13 protein-coding genes are annotated in these 14,418 nt (G+C 66.1%); 8 read left to right on the top strand and 5 right to left on the bottom strand.

Annotated features, from left to right (window positions below; translation table 11 throughout):
- The first annotated feature begins 14 nt into the window (after positions 1–14).
- The gene (locus ABS45_RS14110; RefSeq protein WP_291557245.1) at positions 15–698 is read left to right on the top strand and encodes a DUF4124 domain-containing protein; all 684 of its coding nucleotides are present in this window, start codon (positions 15–17) and stop codon (positions 696–698) included.
- Between the two features lie 26 nt (positions 699–724).
- Here ABS45_RS14110 and gatB read toward each other — a convergent pair whose 3' ends face one another.
- Genes gatB through gatC form a run of 3 tightly spaced genes read right to left on the bottom strand, consistent with a single transcriptional unit; the run spans position 725 to position 3,964 of the window.
- Entirely contained in the window at positions 725–2,170 is a 1,446-nt protein-coding gene (gene gatB, locus ABS45_RS14105; RefSeq protein ID WP_291556416.1) for an Asp-tRNA(Asn)/Glu-tRNA(Gln) amidotransferase subunit GatB, read from the bottom strand.
- A gap of 2 nt (positions 2,171–2,172) precedes the next feature.
- Positions 2,173–3,660, bottom strand: coding sequence for an Asp-tRNA(Asn)/Glu-tRNA(Gln) amidotransferase subunit GatA (gene gatA, locus ABS45_RS14100; protein ID WP_291556414.1), 1,488 nt, complete (start codon positions 3,658–3,660; stop codon positions 2,173–2,175).
- 4 nt (positions 3,661–3,664) lie between these two features.
- Positions 3,665–3,964 carry an Asp-tRNA(Asn)/Glu-tRNA(Gln) amidotransferase subunit GatC gene (gene gatC / locus ABS45_RS14095; RefSeq protein ID WP_291556412.1) on the bottom strand — a complete coding sequence of 100 codons (300 nt, stop codon included), beginning with the start codon at positions 3,962–3,964 and terminating at the stop codon, positions 3,665–3,667.
- A 203-nt stretch (positions 3,965–4,167) separates the two neighbouring features.
- Between gatC and ABS45_RS14090 the strand changes: the two genes are divergently transcribed.
- The 4 genes from ABS45_RS14090 to mrdA are packed head-to-tail and all read left to right on the top strand — an operon-like array spanning position 4,168 to position 8,648.
- Complete coding sequence (locus tag ABS45_RS14090) at positions 4,168–5,211, top strand: rod shape-determining protein (RefSeq protein ID WP_291556410.1); 1,044 nt, start codon at positions 4,168–4,170, stop codon at positions 5,209–5,211.
- Positions 5,212–5,248: 37 nt separating this feature from the next.
- Complete coding sequence (gene mreC / locus ABS45_RS14085) at positions 5,249–6,187, top strand: rod shape-determining protein MreC (RefSeq protein ID WP_291556408.1); 939 nt, start codon at positions 5,249–5,251, stop codon at positions 6,185–6,187.
- The gene (gene mreD / locus ABS45_RS14080) at positions 6,184–6,702 is read left to right on the top strand and encodes a rod shape-determining protein MreD (RefSeq protein ID WP_291556406.1); all 519 of its coding nucleotides are present in this window, start codon (positions 6,184–6,186) and stop codon (positions 6,700–6,702) included. Before mreC ends, mreD begins: the two co-directional genes overlap by 4 nt.
- Positions 6,702–8,648 carry a penicillin-binding protein 2 gene (gene mrdA / locus ABS45_RS14075; protein WP_291556404.1) on the top strand — a complete coding sequence of 649 codons (1,947 nt, stop codon included), beginning with the start codon at positions 6,702–6,704 and terminating at the stop codon, positions 8,646–8,648. The genes mreD and mrdA overlap by 1 nt, the downstream gene beginning before the upstream one ends.
- 6 nt (positions 8,649–8,654) lie before the next feature.
- Here mrdA and ABS45_RS14070 read toward each other — a convergent pair whose 3' ends face one another.
- Together ABS45_RS14070 and ABS45_RS14065 are read right to left on the bottom strand one after the other, a co-directional pair.
- Positions 8,655–9,413, bottom strand: coding sequence for a TSUP family transporter (locus ABS45_RS14070; RefSeq protein ID WP_291556402.1), 759 nt, complete (start codon positions 9,411–9,413; stop codon positions 8,655–8,657).
- A 211-nt stretch (positions 9,414–9,624) separates the two neighbouring features.
- The gene (locus ABS45_RS14065; protein ID WP_291556400.1) at positions 9,625–11,292 is read right to left on the bottom strand and encodes a GMC family oxidoreductase N-terminal domain-containing protein; all 1,668 of its coding nucleotides are present in this window, start codon (positions 11,290–11,292) and stop codon (positions 9,625–9,627) included.
- A 173-nt stretch (positions 11,293–11,465) separates the two neighbouring features.
- Here ABS45_RS14065 and ABS45_RS14060 point away from each other — a divergent pair, with 173 nt between their 5' ends.
- Genes ABS45_RS14060 through ABS45_RS14050 form a run of 3 tightly spaced genes read left to right on the top strand, consistent with a single transcriptional unit; the run spans position 11,466 to position 14,361 of the window.
- Entirely contained in the window at positions 11,466–12,587 is a 1,122-nt protein-coding gene (locus ABS45_RS14060) for an ABC transporter permease (RefSeq protein WP_291556398.1), read from the top strand.
- The gene (locus ABS45_RS14055) at positions 12,584–13,384 is read left to right on the top strand and encodes an ATP-binding cassette domain-containing protein (protein WP_291556396.1); all 801 of its coding nucleotides are present in this window, start codon (positions 12,584–12,586) and stop codon (positions 13,382–13,384) included. The genes ABS45_RS14060 and ABS45_RS14055 overlap by 4 nt, the downstream gene beginning before the upstream one ends.
- The gene (locus ABS45_RS14050) at positions 13,384–14,361 is read left to right on the top strand and encodes an MlaD family protein (protein WP_291556394.1); all 978 of its coding nucleotides are present in this window, start codon (positions 13,384–13,386) and stop codon (positions 14,359–14,361) included. Before ABS45_RS14055 ends, ABS45_RS14050 begins: the two co-directional genes overlap by 1 nt.
- The last annotated feature ends 57 nt before the right edge of the window (positions 14,362–14,418 follow it).

The raw sequence follows: 14,418 nt of genomic DNA, 5'->3' as shown, positions 1-14,418 counted from the left end.
GTGGCAGCGTGGCAATGGCGCAGTGGGTTCGGTGGTCGGTGGTGGTGATGGCCGCAAGCCTGGGCGCTTCGGCGTTCGCCCAGACTGCCGCGAGCGGCAGCGGCGAGGTCTATACCTGCATCGACAAGAACGGCAAGAAAATCACCTCTGACCGCTTGATCCCTGAATGCAGTGATCGCGAGCAGCGGGTGCTGGACGCGACCGGGGCCGAGCGCCGACGCATAGGCCCGTCCCTGACGGAGCATGAGCGCTCGGCGCAGGACGCCCAGCGGCGCAAGCTGGCGCAAGAGAAGTCGCGTGTGATCGCCGAGCGCCGTGCCGAGCGGGTGCTGATCACGCGCTACCCCGATCAGGCGGCGCACCAGAGCGAGCGCCAACAGGCCCTTGACCAAGTCGATGAAGTCATTGCCGTGGCGAGAAAGCGCATCACCGACCTGCGCACCGACCGCAAAACCTTGGAAGAAGAACTGCAGTTTTACAGCGGCGCGCTGTACAAGGCGCCCGTCAAGCTGCAGCGGCAATTTGCCGACAACGATCAGGCCATTGAAGAGCAGGAGCGCTTCATTGCAGCGCAGCGGCAGGAAAAGCAGCGCATCAATGAGCGCTTCGACGCCGAGCTGGCCAAGCTGCGCGTGCTGTGGGCGCAGCAGCGTGCCGCGCAGGAAACGCTGCAAGCCCCGGTGAATACAAAACCATAGCTTTCAGCGCACGCCAGTCGTGCCTATCAGGCCAATTTAGCCTTCAATAACTCATTGACCTGCAGCGGATTGGCCTTGCCTTTGCTGGCCTTCATGATCTGGCCGACCAAGGCATTGAACGCCTTGTCCTTGCCCGCCTTGACCTGCTCGACATTCGCCGGATTGGCGGCGATCACCTCGTCGACGATTTTCTCTAGTGCGCCGGTGTCATTCATCTGCTTGAGGCCCTTGGCTTCAATCACCGCATCCACCTCGGTGCCTTCACCGCTCCACAGCGCCTCGAACACTTGCTTGCCTGCGTTGTTGGAGATCGTGCCATCGTGAATGCGGGTGATGAGCTGCGCCAGCTGCGCGCTCGTCACCTTCACCGCGTCCATGCCGATTTCTTCCAGGTTCAGGCGGCGCGAAATCTCGCCCATCACCCAGTTGCTCGCCAGCTTTGCCTGGCCACACACCTTGGCTGTTTGCTCGAAGTAGGCCGCCATCGCGCGGCTTTGCGTCAGCGTCGTCGCGTCGTACTCGGGCAGGCTGTATTGCTGCGTGAAGCGTGCCGCCATGTGCTGTGGCAGCTCGGGCATGCCCGCTTTCACTTCCTCGATCCATTCGGGTGCGATCACCAGCGGCGGCAGGTCCGGGTCGGGGAAATAGCGGTAGTCGGCGGCGTCTTCCTTGGTGCGCATGGCGCGCGTCTCGCCGGTGTCGGGGTTGAACAGCACCGTGGCCTGCTGGATCGCGTGACCATCCTCCAGCTGCTCGATCTGCCAGCGGATTTCGTAGTCGATCGCCAGCTGCATGTTCCTGAAGCTGTTCAGGTTCTTGATCTCGCGGCGCGTGCCCAGCGGCGCGCCGGGCTTGCGCACGCTGACGTTGGCGTCGCAGCGGAACGACCCCTCCTGCATGTTGCCGTCGCAAATGCCAATCCAGGTGACGATCTGGTGCAGCGCCTTGGCGTAGGCCACGGCTTCTTCGCTGCCGCGCATGTCGGGCTCGGTGACGATCTCCAACAGCGGTGTGCCGGCGCGGTTCAGATCGATGCCGGACTGGCCGATGAAGTCCTCGTGCAGGCTTTTGCCCGCGTCTTCCTCCAAGTGGGCGCGCACCAGGCGCACGGTCTTCTTCTCTTCGCCCAGATAAAACGAGACGCTGCCGCCCTGCACCACGGGAATTTCGAACTGGCTGATCTGGTAGCCCTTGGGCAGATCGGGGTAGAAGTAATTCTTACGGGCAAAAATGCTCTCTGGCGCAATATGGGAGCCGAGCGCCAATCCCAATTTGATAGCGCATTCGACGGCCTTGCGGTTCATCACCGGCAGCGTGCCAGGCAGTGCGAGATCGACCGGACTGGTATGCGTGTTGGGTTCGGCGCCAAAGGCCGTGGAGGCCCGGCTGAAAATCTTGGAGACGGTGGCGAGCTGGGCGTGGGTCTCGAAGCCGATGACAACCTCGTAGCCTGCGATGAGTGGTGCGGTCATGTTCAGAAGCCCTCAGGCGTACGCAGGTGAAAGTCGGTGGCCTGCTGGAAGATGTGCGCGGCGTTCAGCAGCCGCCCTTCCTGGAAGTGGTTGGCGATGAGCTGCAGACCCACCGGCATGTCATGGGCTCCCAGGCCGACGGGGTGCGAGAGCCCGGGCAGGCCGGCGAGCGAGGCGGGCAGGGTGTAGACGTCGGCGAGGTAGTTGGTCACCGGATCGGTCTGCGCGCCGATGGCGGGCGCGACAGTGGGTGCCACCGGCCCGGCGATCACGTCGCAAGTCTGGAAGGCCTGCTGGAAGTCGTCGGAAATCAGGCGGCGAATCTTCTGCGCCTGCAGATAGTAGGCGTCGTAGTAGCCCTCGGAGAGCACGTAGGCGCCGATCATGATGCGGCGCTTGACTTCTTCGCCAAAGCCCTCGGCGCGGCTCTTCTGGTACATGTCGAGCAGGTCAGTGTACTTGGCGGTGCGGTGGCCGTAGCGCACGCCGTCAAAGCGCGACAGGTTGGAGCTCGCTTCGGCCGGGCTGATGATGTAGTAGACCGGCACCGCAAGTTCGGTGCGCGGCAGCTTCACCGGCACGCGGTGCGCGCCGAGCTTTTCGTATTCGAGCAGCGCCGCGTCGATGGCGGTGCGCACGTCCGCACTCAACCCGTCGCCGAAGAATTCCTCGGGCACACCGATGCGCAGGCCATCGAGCGGCTGGCCCAGCGCGCGGGTGTAGTCCTCGGCGGGCTGGTCGACGCTGGTGGCGTCGTGCATCACGTCCGGCCCGCACATCGCCGAGAGGATCAGCGCGCAGTCCTCGGCGCTGCGTCCCATCGCGCCGGCCTGGTCCAGGCTGGAGGCGTAGGCGATCATGCCGTAGCGGCTGGCGCGCCCGTAGGTCGGCTTGATGCCGGTGATGCCGCAAAAACCCGCAGGCTGGCGGATCGAGCCGCCGGTGTCGCTGCCGGTCGCCGCTGGCGCCAGCCGCGCAGCGACGGCGCTCGAGGAGCCGCCCGACGAGCCACCCGGAACGCGCGTGGCATCCCAGGGGTTGCGTACGGGTTGCGCCTTGTCGAAACCAACGGCAGGGACGCCCACGTTCTCGCTGGCGCCGCCCATGGCGAATTCGTCGCAGGCGAGCTTGCCCAGCGTCACGCAGCCGGCTTCGGCCAGATTGCGCACGATGGTGGCGTCAAACGGCGAGCGGTAGCCGGCGAGCATCGTGCTGGCCGCGGTGGTGACGAAATCGCGCGTAACGAACACGTCCTTGTGCGCAATCGGCACACCGGCGAGCCGCCCGCCCTCGCCCCGGGCGATCAGCGCGTCCTGTGCGCGAGCCTGAGTCAGAGTGGCCTCTTCATCCAGAGCCAGAAAGGCCGCCAGACTTTGGTGCCGGCGCGCGCGCGCCAGAAAGTGCTGCGCCGCCTCCACGCTGCTGATCTGCTTGTCGTGCAACTGCGCGGCGAGTTGGGCCACGCCCATTTGATGCAACTCGGTCGTCATGGCGTCACTCGATCACGCGCGGCACAAGGAACAGTCCGCGTTCGGCCGCGGGGGCGTTGGCGAGATAGGCCTCGCGCGCGTTGGGCTCGCTCACCGCGTCGTCCATCAGACGCAGCGCCACCGGCTGCACCGCCGACAGCGGGTGGGCCAGGGGCTTCACGCCGGTGGTGTCCACCGCCTGCATCTGCGCCACGATGCCAAAAAAATCGTTGATCGTGCTGCGCATGCGATCGGCTTCGCTTGCGCTCAGTTCAAGCCGCGCCAGCCGGGCGATGCGCGTGATGTCTTCGGGGGTCAGTGCCATGGGTGGGACGGCGTCGTAACCGCTTGCAAAACAATGCAATCGGCTGTAGAGGGCGCCAAGTTATACACAGGGATGCAGTATTATCCGAGCTTTGCCGCAATACCCCGCGCCGCGCCGGTCATTGAGCGAAAAACCACCCAACACACCCGATAACCGCGGCGATGGCAGGCCGACGCGCATGCCGTGCCCGCAAGGATTCCTGCATGTTCGGAGCATTCCGCCGGTATTTTTCCACCGATCTGGCCATTGACCTTGGCACCGCCAACACCCTGATCTTTGCCCGCGACAAGGGGCTGGTCCTGGACGAACCCTCGGTCGTCGCCATCCGCCACGAGGGCGGGCCGCATGGCAAAAAAGTCATCCAGGCCGTGGGCAAGGAAGCCAAGGCGATGCTGGGCAAGGTGCCGGGCAACATTGAGGCCATCCGCCCGATGAAGGACGGCGTGATTGCCGACTTCGTGATCACCGAGCAGATGATCAAGCAGTTCATCAAGATGGTGCATCCGCGCAGCGTCTTCACGCCCAGCCCTCGCATCATCATCTGCGTGCCCTGCGGCTCCACCCAGGTCGAGCGTCGCGCCATCAAGGACGCAGCCGAGGCCGCCGGTGCCACCGCGGTCTACCTGATCGAGGAGCCCATGGCCGCCGGCCTGGGCGCGGGCCTGCCGGTGAACGAGGCGAGCGGCTCCATGGTGGTCGACGTCGGCGGCGGCACCACCGAAGTCGGCGTGATTTCGCTCGGCGGCATGGTCTACAAGGGCAGCGTGCGTGTCGGCGGCGACAATTTCGATGATTCCATCGTCAACTACATCCGGCGCAACTACGGCATGCTGATCGGCGAGCCGACGGCCGAAGCCATCAAGAAGCAGATCGGCAGCGCCTTTCCTGGCAGCGAAGTGCGCGAGATGGAAGTGCGCGGGCGCAACCTCTCCGAAGGCGTGCCGCGCAGCTTCACGATTTCCTCCAACGAGGTGCTGGAGGCACTGACCGAGCCGCTCAACCAGATCGTCTCGGCGGTCAAGAACGCGCTCGAGCAAACCCCGCCTGAACTCGGCGCCGATATCGCCGAGCGCGGCATGATGCTCACCGGTGGCGGGGCGCTGCTGCGCGACCTCGATCGCCTGCTGGCCGAGGAAACCGGCCTGCCGGTCCTCGTCGCCGAAGAGCCGCTGACCTGCGTGGTGCGTGGCTGCGGCATTGCGCTCGATCGGCTGGACCGCCAGGGCAGCATCTTCACCAGCGATTGATTCGCCTTGGCGGCGCAGCGGGCGAGGGATTGTATCCATGCCTTTGGGTACCTTGGAGCGCAGGGCGCCGTCGTTTTTCAGGCAGGGGCCGTCCGCGCTTTCGCAGCTGGTGCTGTATGGCGCGCTGGCGCTGTTCCTGATGGTGGCGGATGCCCGTTTTCACGTCACCGAGCCGCTGCGCCAGGTGGTTGCGACGGCGCTTTATCCCTTGCAGTGGCTGATGCTGCAGCCGGTGGAGTTCGCCGGCCGCGGCGCGGGCTATTTCCAGTCGCTGGACGACGCGCAGGAGGCGCTGCGCGAAACCCACCGTGAGATGACGCAAATGGCCGTGCGCGCCGGCGAGACCGAGCAATTGCAGCACGAGAACGCCAGGCTGCGCGAGCTGCTGGCGCTGCGCCAGCGCATCGATACGCCGGCGATTGCCGCCGAGGTGCTCTATGACACGCCCGACCCGTATGCGCGCAAGGTCACGATAGACCGCGGGCAGCTTGCGGGTGTGCAGCCGGGTTCGCCGGTGGTGGATGCACGCGGCGTGCTCGGGCAGGTCACGCGCGTGTTTGCCGCGGTCAGCGAGGTGACGCTGCTGGTGGACCGCGACCAGAGCATTCCGGTCCTCAATGCGCGCTCGGGCGCGCGCAGCATTGCCTTTGGCGATCCGACCCTGAGTCATGACGGCGGCCTGGAGTTGCGCTTCACGCCTGGCAGCGCGGATGTGCAGGAGGGCGATTTGCTGACCACCAGCGGGGTCGATGGTGTTTATCCGCCCGGATTGCAGGTGGCGCGAGTGGTGCACCTCGAACGTCGCGCCGACACCACTTTTGCGCGGATTTACTGCGCGCCGCTGGCGCAGATGCAGGGCGCGCAGCAGGTCATGGTGCTGCAGCCGGTGCAGCCCGAAGCCGCGCGGCCCTCGGCGAGCCAGCGCAGTGCGCCGACGGCCGCGCCAGCACGCGGCGAACGCGGGGGGCGGCCGTGATTCTGCCCAAGGGTCAGCAATTGCTGTTGCCGGTGAGTCCGGCCTTCGTGGGGGCCAGTTTGCTGGTCGCACTGGCGCTGGATTTGCTCCCGCTGGGGCGCGTGACGTGGACGCCGGACTGGCTGATGGTGCTGCTGGCCTTCTGGAGCATGCACCAGCCGCGCTACGTCGGCATGGGGGTGGCTTTCGCGCTCGGGCTGGCGATCGACGTGCACCAGTCGACGCTGCTCGGACAGCATGCGCTGGTGTATTGCCTGCTGGTGTTTGGCGTGCAGGCGTTGCAGCGGCGTCTGCTCTGGTTCAACCCCTTGTGGCAGGCACTGCAACTGCTGCCGCTGTTTGCCGGCGCCCATCTGCTGGGCGTTGCTCTGGGTGTGCTGGGCTCGGGCGAAGCGCCTGGCTGGCAAAGTCTGCTCGCGCCGCTGCTGGAGGCGCTGATCTGGCCGCTGACCAGCGTGCTGCTGCTGGCGCCGCAGCGGCGCCCGCCGGACCAGGACGACAACCGCCCGCTCTGATGACAGAACTGCGCGATGCCGAGCGGGATGCCGGGCGTTTTCGCCTGCGGGTCTGGGTGGTGGGCGCCCTGGTGCTGCTGGCGTTTGCTCTCATCGCCTGGCGCTTGTATGTGCTGCAGGTGCTGCGCTATGACGATCTGGCCGAACAGGCCGAAAGCAACCGCACCGCTGTGGTGCCCATCGTGCCGATGCGCGGGCAGATCCTGGACCGCAACGGCGTGGTGCTGGCGACCAACTATTCGGCCTATACGCTGGAGATCACGCCGTCGCGCGCCATCGATGTCGATGCGACGATAGACGCGTTGTCGGCGATCGTCGATATCCAGCCACGCGACAAGCGCCGTTTCAAACGGCTGATGGATGAATCGCGCCGCTTCGACTCGTTGCCGATACGCACGCGCCTCACCGACGAAGAGGTGGCGCGTTTCGCCGCGCAGCGCTGGCGCTTTCCGGGCGTGGAGGTCAAGGCGCGGCTGTTTCGCTCCTACCCGCTGGCTGAGGTCGGCAGCCATGTGATCGGCTACATCGGCCGCATCAACCAGAGAGAAAAAGAGCGCATAGAGGACTCCGACGACGCTGCCAACTACCGCGGCACCGATTACATCGGCAAGCTCGGCGTGGAGCAAAGCTATGAAGAGCAGCTGCACGGCCAGACCGGGTTTGAACTGCTGGAGACCTCGGCCGGCGGCTATGCGGTGCGGCGGCTGGAGACCCACCCGGCGACCCCGGGCGACACGGTGATCCTTTCGGTCGACATCAAACTGCAAAAACTCGTTGAAGACCTGTATGGCGAGCGGCGCGGGGCGCTGGTGGCGATAGATCCGCGCAACGGCGAGGTGCTGGCGCTGGTCTCCAAGCCCACGTTCGATCCCAACCTGTTCGTTGACGGCATAGACCAGGAAAACTGGCAGCAGCTCAATGAATCCATCAACAAGCCCTTGCTCAATCGTGCGCTGCGCGGCACCTATCCGCCGGGTTCCACCTACAAGCCCTTCATGGCATTGGCGGCGTTGCAACTGGGCAAGCGTGATCCCAAACTGGTGATCAACGACCCCGGTTTCTACAACTTCGGCGGGCGCACCTTCAGAAGCCATGAAGGGGGGCTGGGCGGCGTGGACATGACGCGCGCCATCCAGTTTTCCAGCAACACCTATTTCTATTCGCTGGCCGTCGACATGGGCGTGAACGCGATCCACGATTTCATGGCGCCGCTCGGATTGGGCCAGATCACCGGCATCGATCTGGGCGGCGAGGTGCGCGGCATCCTGCCCAGTACCGAATGGAAGAAAAACGCCTACAAGCGCGCCGACATGAAAAAGTGGTTCCCGGGCGAGACGGTGTCGCTCGGCATCGGCCAGGGTTACAACAGCTTCACCATGCTGCAGCTGGCGGTCGCCGAGAGCGTGCTGGCCAACGATGGCACGCGCTACCGCCCGCATGTGGCCAAGGCGGTGAAGGACCAGGTGACGGGCGAGGTCAGGCCGCTGGAAGAACCGCCGGGCGTGAACCTGGATTTCAAGGAGAAGAACCTTGCCATCGTGCGCAATGCGCTGGCCGCGGTGAATGAGGCCGGTACCGGGCGGCGCGTGTTTGCTGGCGCGCCCTACACCTCGGCGGGCAAGACCGGCACCGCGCAGGCGGTGAGTCTGGGGCAGAACGTCAAGTACAACGCCAAGCTGCTGGAGGAGCATCAGCGCGACCATTCGCTGTTTGCCGCGTTTGCGCCGCTGGAGCATCCGCGTATCGCGGTCGCGCTGATCGTGGAGAACGCCGGCTTTGGCGCTGCGGCGGCCGCGCCCATCGTGCGACGGGTGTTTGATTACTGGCTGGCGGGCCAATACCCGAGCGAGGAAGACATCGCCGCCGTGGCGCGCGGGCAGGCGGCGGTGCCGATCGGCACGCCCCGTCGTGCCGAGGGTGTGCCACTGCCCGCGGCAGCCCAGTAACGCGGCTCAGCGCAGGAAGGCGTCATAGCCCGTCTTCAGGATCAGCAGGCCGACGACGGCGATGAAAAGCGTGCGCACAAAGCCCGCGCCGTGGCGCAGGGCCATGTGCGCGCCCAGCACGCTGCCCAGCACGTTGGCGGCGGCAAGCCACAGCGTCAGATGCCACCAGACATGGCCCTTGGCGGCGAACAAGATCAGGGACGAGGCGTTGGTGGCAAGGTTGAGCAACTTGGCCGAGACCGAGGCGTTGAGAAAGTCGTATCCCAGGAAACGCACGAACAGGAAGATGAAAAAGCTGCCGGTGCCAGGGCCGAAAAAACCGTCGTAAAACCCGATCACCGCGGCGATCGCACAGGCCGCCAGACGTTCATGGGCCTGGCTCAGCAATGGCGCATGCACCCGCCCCAGCTCCTTGCGCGCCAGGGTATAGCCCAGCAGGGCGATGAGGATGATGGGCAGGAGCTTGCGCAGTATCTCGGCCGAGACGAGCGTGACGACCCAGGCGCCCAGGAATGCGGCCACGAAGCAGGTGGCGGCGGCCGGCAGCATGGTGGGCCAGCGGATCTGCACGCGCCGCGCGTACTGCGCCGTGGCCACACCGGTGCCCCAGATCGCGGCGCTCTTGTTGGTGCCGAGCAGATCGCCGGGAACGGCACCGGGGTAGGTGGCGAACAGCGCCGGCAGCAGAATCAGCCCGCCGCCGCCAACGACGGAATCGACAAAGCCGGCCAGCAGCGAGGCCAGGGCAACGAGGATGGAATCCATCGCCGCGATTGTCGCTTCCGGGGCGAAAAAAAAGCACCTGACGGGCAGGTGCTTCTCAAAAAATGGGCGCCTCTTGTTGGGCGCCTCGTATTGCGTGTTGTTTGGCTGGTGTGTCTCCCCGGCCCTCGGTGCGCACCGGAGGGAGCGCCTTGAGTGCCGGTACTGTAGTCACTTGCGTGATAGCGCGCATCGGTACTTTCCCCAATTACCGTCACTCGCCTGCGCTGATCCAGCGCGCCGCCATCTCCGCCATCATCAAGGTGGGGCTGTTGGTGTTGCCGCTGGTGATGGTCGGCATGGCGCCTGCGTCCACCACGCGCAGGCCGTCGATGCCATGCACGCGCAGGTGCGGATCGAGCACCGCCATCGGGTCCGCGGCGCGGCCCATGCGCGTCGTGCCCACGGGGTGAAAGATGGTGGTGGCGATGTCGCCCGCCAGACGCGCGAGCTCCGCGTCGCTCTGGAATTGCACGCCCGGCTTGTATTCCTGCGGCTGGTAGCGCGCCAGCGCCGGTTGGGCGGCGATGTGTCGCGTGACGCGCAGGCTGCTGGCGGCGATGCGCTGGTCTTCCTCGGTCGAGAGGTAGTTGGGTGCGATCGCCGGTGCATCCTTGAAATTCGCGCTCTTGATGCGCACCGTGCCCCGGCTCGTGGGTTGCAGGTTGCAGACGCTGGCGGTGAAGGCCGGGAAGTCGTGCAGCGGTTCACCGAAGGCGTCCAGCGACAGCGGCTGCACGTGAAATTCCAGATTGGGACGCTCGCGGCCCGGATCCGAGCGGGTGAACGCGCCCAGCTGCGACGGCGCCATGCTCATCGGCCCGCTCCGGCTGAAGAGGTATTGCAGGCCTATCCATGCCTTGCCGAACGGATCATTGGCCAGGGTGTTGAGTGTCTGCACACCTTGCACCTTGAAGACCGCGCGTATCTGCAAATGGTCCTGCAGATTGGCGCCGACACCGGGCAAGGCGTGCACCACCGGGATGCCGTGCTGCTGCAGCAGATCGACCGGGCCTATGCCTGAGAGCTGCAGCAGCTGCGGCGAGTTAACCGCGCCGGCGCTCAGGATGACTTCGCGCACCGCATGCACGGTGACTATCTCGCCGTCCTTGAGCACTTGCACCGCGCTGCAGCGCTTCTTGCCGTTGGGCGCGGTGGTGGTGATGAGCTTCATCGCCTGCGCGCCGGTCCAGAGGGTGCAGTTGGGGCGGTTCTCGCAGGTCGGGCGCAGAAAGGCCTTGGCGGTGTTCCAGCGCCAGCCGCGGCGCTGGTTGACTTCAAAATAGCCCACGCCTTCGTTGTTGCCGGTGTTGAAATCCGTCGTGGCGGGTATGCCGGCCTGCACCGCGGCGGCGGCAAAGGCATCGAGAATTTCCCAGCGCAGGCGCTGCTTTTCCACGCGCCACTCGCCGCTGCTGCCGGTGGCGTAGTTGGCGTGCAGCCGCTGGAAGCTTTCATCCACGCCGTCGGGGCGATCCAGTCGCCAATGGTCTTCGTGGCGCTTGAAGGTCTCCAGCACGTTGCTCCAGCGCCAAGCGTCTTCGCCCGTCACGTCGGCCCAATGCTCGTAGTCCTGACTTTGTCCGCGCAGGTAGAGCATGCCGTTGATGCTGGAGCAGCCGCCCAGCGTGCGCCCGCGCGGGTAGCGCAGCTGGCGGCCGTTCAGGCCTTTGTCGGGCTCGGTCTGGTAGAGCCAGTCGGTGCGCGGATTGCCAATGCAATACAGGTAGCCGACGGGAATGTGGATCCAGTGGTAGTTGTCGCGCGGACCGGCTTCGAGCAGCAGCACGCGCCGGTGGGGGTCCTGGCTCAGGCGATTGGCGAGCAGTGAGCCGGCGGTGCCGGCGCCGATGATGATGGTGTCAAACGTGGTGTCGCTCATGGGGTGCAGCCTTTGCGGATACCCGGCAATTGTGCGTCGCCCGCGACGGACCTGCCCAAAGACCCTCACACTATTGAATTCATAGTTGTCAACGCTTGTACCATATGCGTAATTCGCCTGTTTCAGCAGAAATGTATCGTTGCGCCACCGCGCTTGTGTGACACTCGCCCCCCATGCCGCTGTTTTCTCCTCCCACGCTGGCCCTGGAGCAGGGCGCAACGCCGCGCGTGCGGCTGGGTGGTGATTGGGTGGCGGCCGCATTGGCCGATCGCCCGACCTGGCGCATGCTGACGGCGGCCCTGCGCGGCACCGATGTGCAGCAGGCCTGGGATGTGCGCGGGCTGGGGCGGCTCGACCACGTGGGTGCGCAGCTTCTCTGGCACCACTGGGGTCGGCGCTGGCCGAGCGAGCTGCAGGCAGGCGACGCGCAGCGGCAGATGCTGGAACATGTCGCGCAGCTCACCCCGCCCGGGGCGCAGATTCACAAGCCACGGCGCACCGAGGCGCTGGAGCACCTGGGCGAGATGGTGCTGGGCGCAGTGAAGTTCGTGCGCCAGCTGATCGAGGTCATCGGCCAGCTGCTGCTGGACCTGGGGCGGCTGCTGCGTGCCCCCGGGCGAGCGCCGTGGCGCGACATTTCCGGGCATCTGTACCAGATGGGGGCCACCGCCTTGCCGATCACCGCACTCGTGGGTTTTCTGATCGGCATCGTGCTGGCTTACCTGATGAGCCTGCAGCTGCAGCGCTTTGGCGCCGAGGCCTTCATCGTCAACATCCTCGGCATCTCGCTGATCCGCGAGCTCGGGCCGATGCTGGCGGCCATCCTCGTGGCCGGGCGCTCGGGCTCGGCCATCACCGCGCAGATCGGCGTGATGCGCGTGACCGAAGAGCTCGACGCGATGCGCGTCATGGGCATTTCGCACAGCTACCGCCTGGTGCTGCCACGCGCCGTGGCGCTGGGCATCGCGATGCCGCTGGTCTCGGCCTGGACCACGGCAGCAGCGCTGGCCGGCGGCGTGCTGGCGTCGGACATCGTGCTGCACATCACGCCGGGCTTCTTCTACCAGTCGCTGCCGATGGCGGTGCAGGGCATGACGCTGGTGCTGGCGACTGCCAAATCCATCGTCTTCGGCGTGCTGATCGCGCTCATCGGCTGTGTCTGGGGCATGCGTGTGCAGCCCAACACGCAAAGCCTGGGCGAGGGCACGACGGCCTCGGTGGTGAGTGCGATCACGGTGGTGATCCTGGTGGATGCGCTGTTTGCCATCCTGTTCAAAAACGTGGGGTTCCAGTGACTGGCGATGCGGCGCCCGCCTTCGTTGAAGTTCGCGACCTGGCGACCGTGTTCGGCAAGGGCGCGCAAGCCTTCAGCGTGCACGAGCACCTTGATCTCACGGTGGCGCGCGGCGAGCTGCTGTCGCTCGTCGGCGGCTCGGGCACCGGCAAGACGGTGCTGCTGCGCCATATCCTGGGGCTGACCACGCCCAGCAGCGGCAGCGTCACGGTGGCCGGGCGGCCGGCGGCGGAGCTCGGTGGCGACGGCGCCAGCAGCCGCGTCGGCATGCTGTTTCAGCACGGCGCGCTGTTCACCGCCTTCAACGTGCTCGACAACATCGCTTTTGCGCTCTACGAATTGCACACCGTGCCGCGCGATCTGGCGCATGAGATTGCGATGGTCAAGCTGCGCATGGTGGGCCTCAAGCCCGAGCACGCGCTGCGCATGCCGGCGGACCTGTCGGGCGGCATGATCAAGCGCGTGGCGCTGGCGCGGGCGCTGGTGATGGACCCGCCGCTGCTGCTGCTCGATGAGCCGACGGCAGGGCTCGATCCCAACGGTTCGGATGAATTCTGTGACCTGCTGCGCGAAATGCACGCTGCGCTGGGGCTCACCGTCATCATGGTCACGCACGACCTCGACACGCTGTATGCGCTGTCCAGCAAGGTGGCGGTGCTGGCCGAAAAGCGCGTCATCGTGCATGCGCCGCCCGCCGAGGTTGCGCGGTTTGATCACCCCTTCATCGACCATTTCTTTCGCGGCCAGCGTGGCCTGCGCGCGCTGGCACCGGCACCGATGCAGCTCAAGGAGCACTGATGGAAAACAAGGCACATGCCCTCGCCGCGGGCCTCTTCATCGTCGTCGTCGGGGCGCTGCTGGTGCTGCTGGGCTACTGGATATCGAGTGACGAAATCCCCCATACCACCTACGAACTCACCACCACCGAGAACGTCAGCGGCCTGCAGCCACAGGCCGCGGTGCGCTACAAGGGCGTACCCGCGGGGCGTGTGCTGTCCATCGGTTTTGATCGCAAGGAGCCAGGGCGCGTGCTGATCCGCATCGACGTGGACAGCAATGCGCCGATCAGCCCCACCACCTATGCCACGCTGGGCTACCAGGGGGTGACGGGGCTGGCGCACATCCTGCTGAGCGACGCGGACAAGGCGTTCGAAAAAGTCCCGCCGGGCGCCGATGGCCTGCCGCGCATCCCCATGCAGTCCTCACCCTTCAGCCAGCTGGCCGAGCAGGGGCCGTTGCTGCTGGCCAAGGTGCAGGAGGCGGTGGGGCGCGTGAACCATCTGCTGAGCGACGACAACCTGCGGGTGTTTTCCGACCTGCTGGCGCGCCTGGGTACCGCGGCGCACAACGTGGACCGGCTGGCGCTGAGCCTGAACCACAGCGTGACCAGCGGCATCGATCCCGCCCTCGCGCAGTTGCCGACGCTGCTGGGCCAGACGCGCCAGGCGCTGCAGGTGCTGCGCGATGCCGGCATCAGCACCGCGCAGACCGCCACCGACGCGGGGCACTTGGTGCGCTCTCTTGGTGCGCCGGATGGTGTGTTGCACGATGCGAGCCAGGGTGCGCGCGCGCTCACCGGGGTTGCCGAGCGCTTTGGCGATCGCACCCTGCCGCAACTGGACCGCGCCGCCAATGAGACCGCACAGGCCGCGCGGCGCCTGGGCCGTGTCGCTGCGGGCGTTGACGACAACCCGCAAGGCCTGATCTACGGCCCGCCGCGCGTGGCCCCCGGGCCGGGCGAGCCGGGCTTTGTGGCGCCCTCCGCCGCGCGATGAGGAGAAACTCCATGATCCATTCAAAAAATAGAGCTGTTAACGCAATAGGGACAGGCG

Origin of the sequence: Comamonas sp. SCN 65-56, from assembly GCF_001724135.1 — a bacterium.
Taxonomy (GTDB): domain Bacteria; phylum Pseudomonadota; class Gammaproteobacteria; order Burkholderiales; family Burkholderiaceae_C; genus Comamonas_C.
The sequence above is the reverse complement of the archived record's forward strand: the minus strand, read 5'-3'. Positions and strand labels throughout refer to the sequence as shown.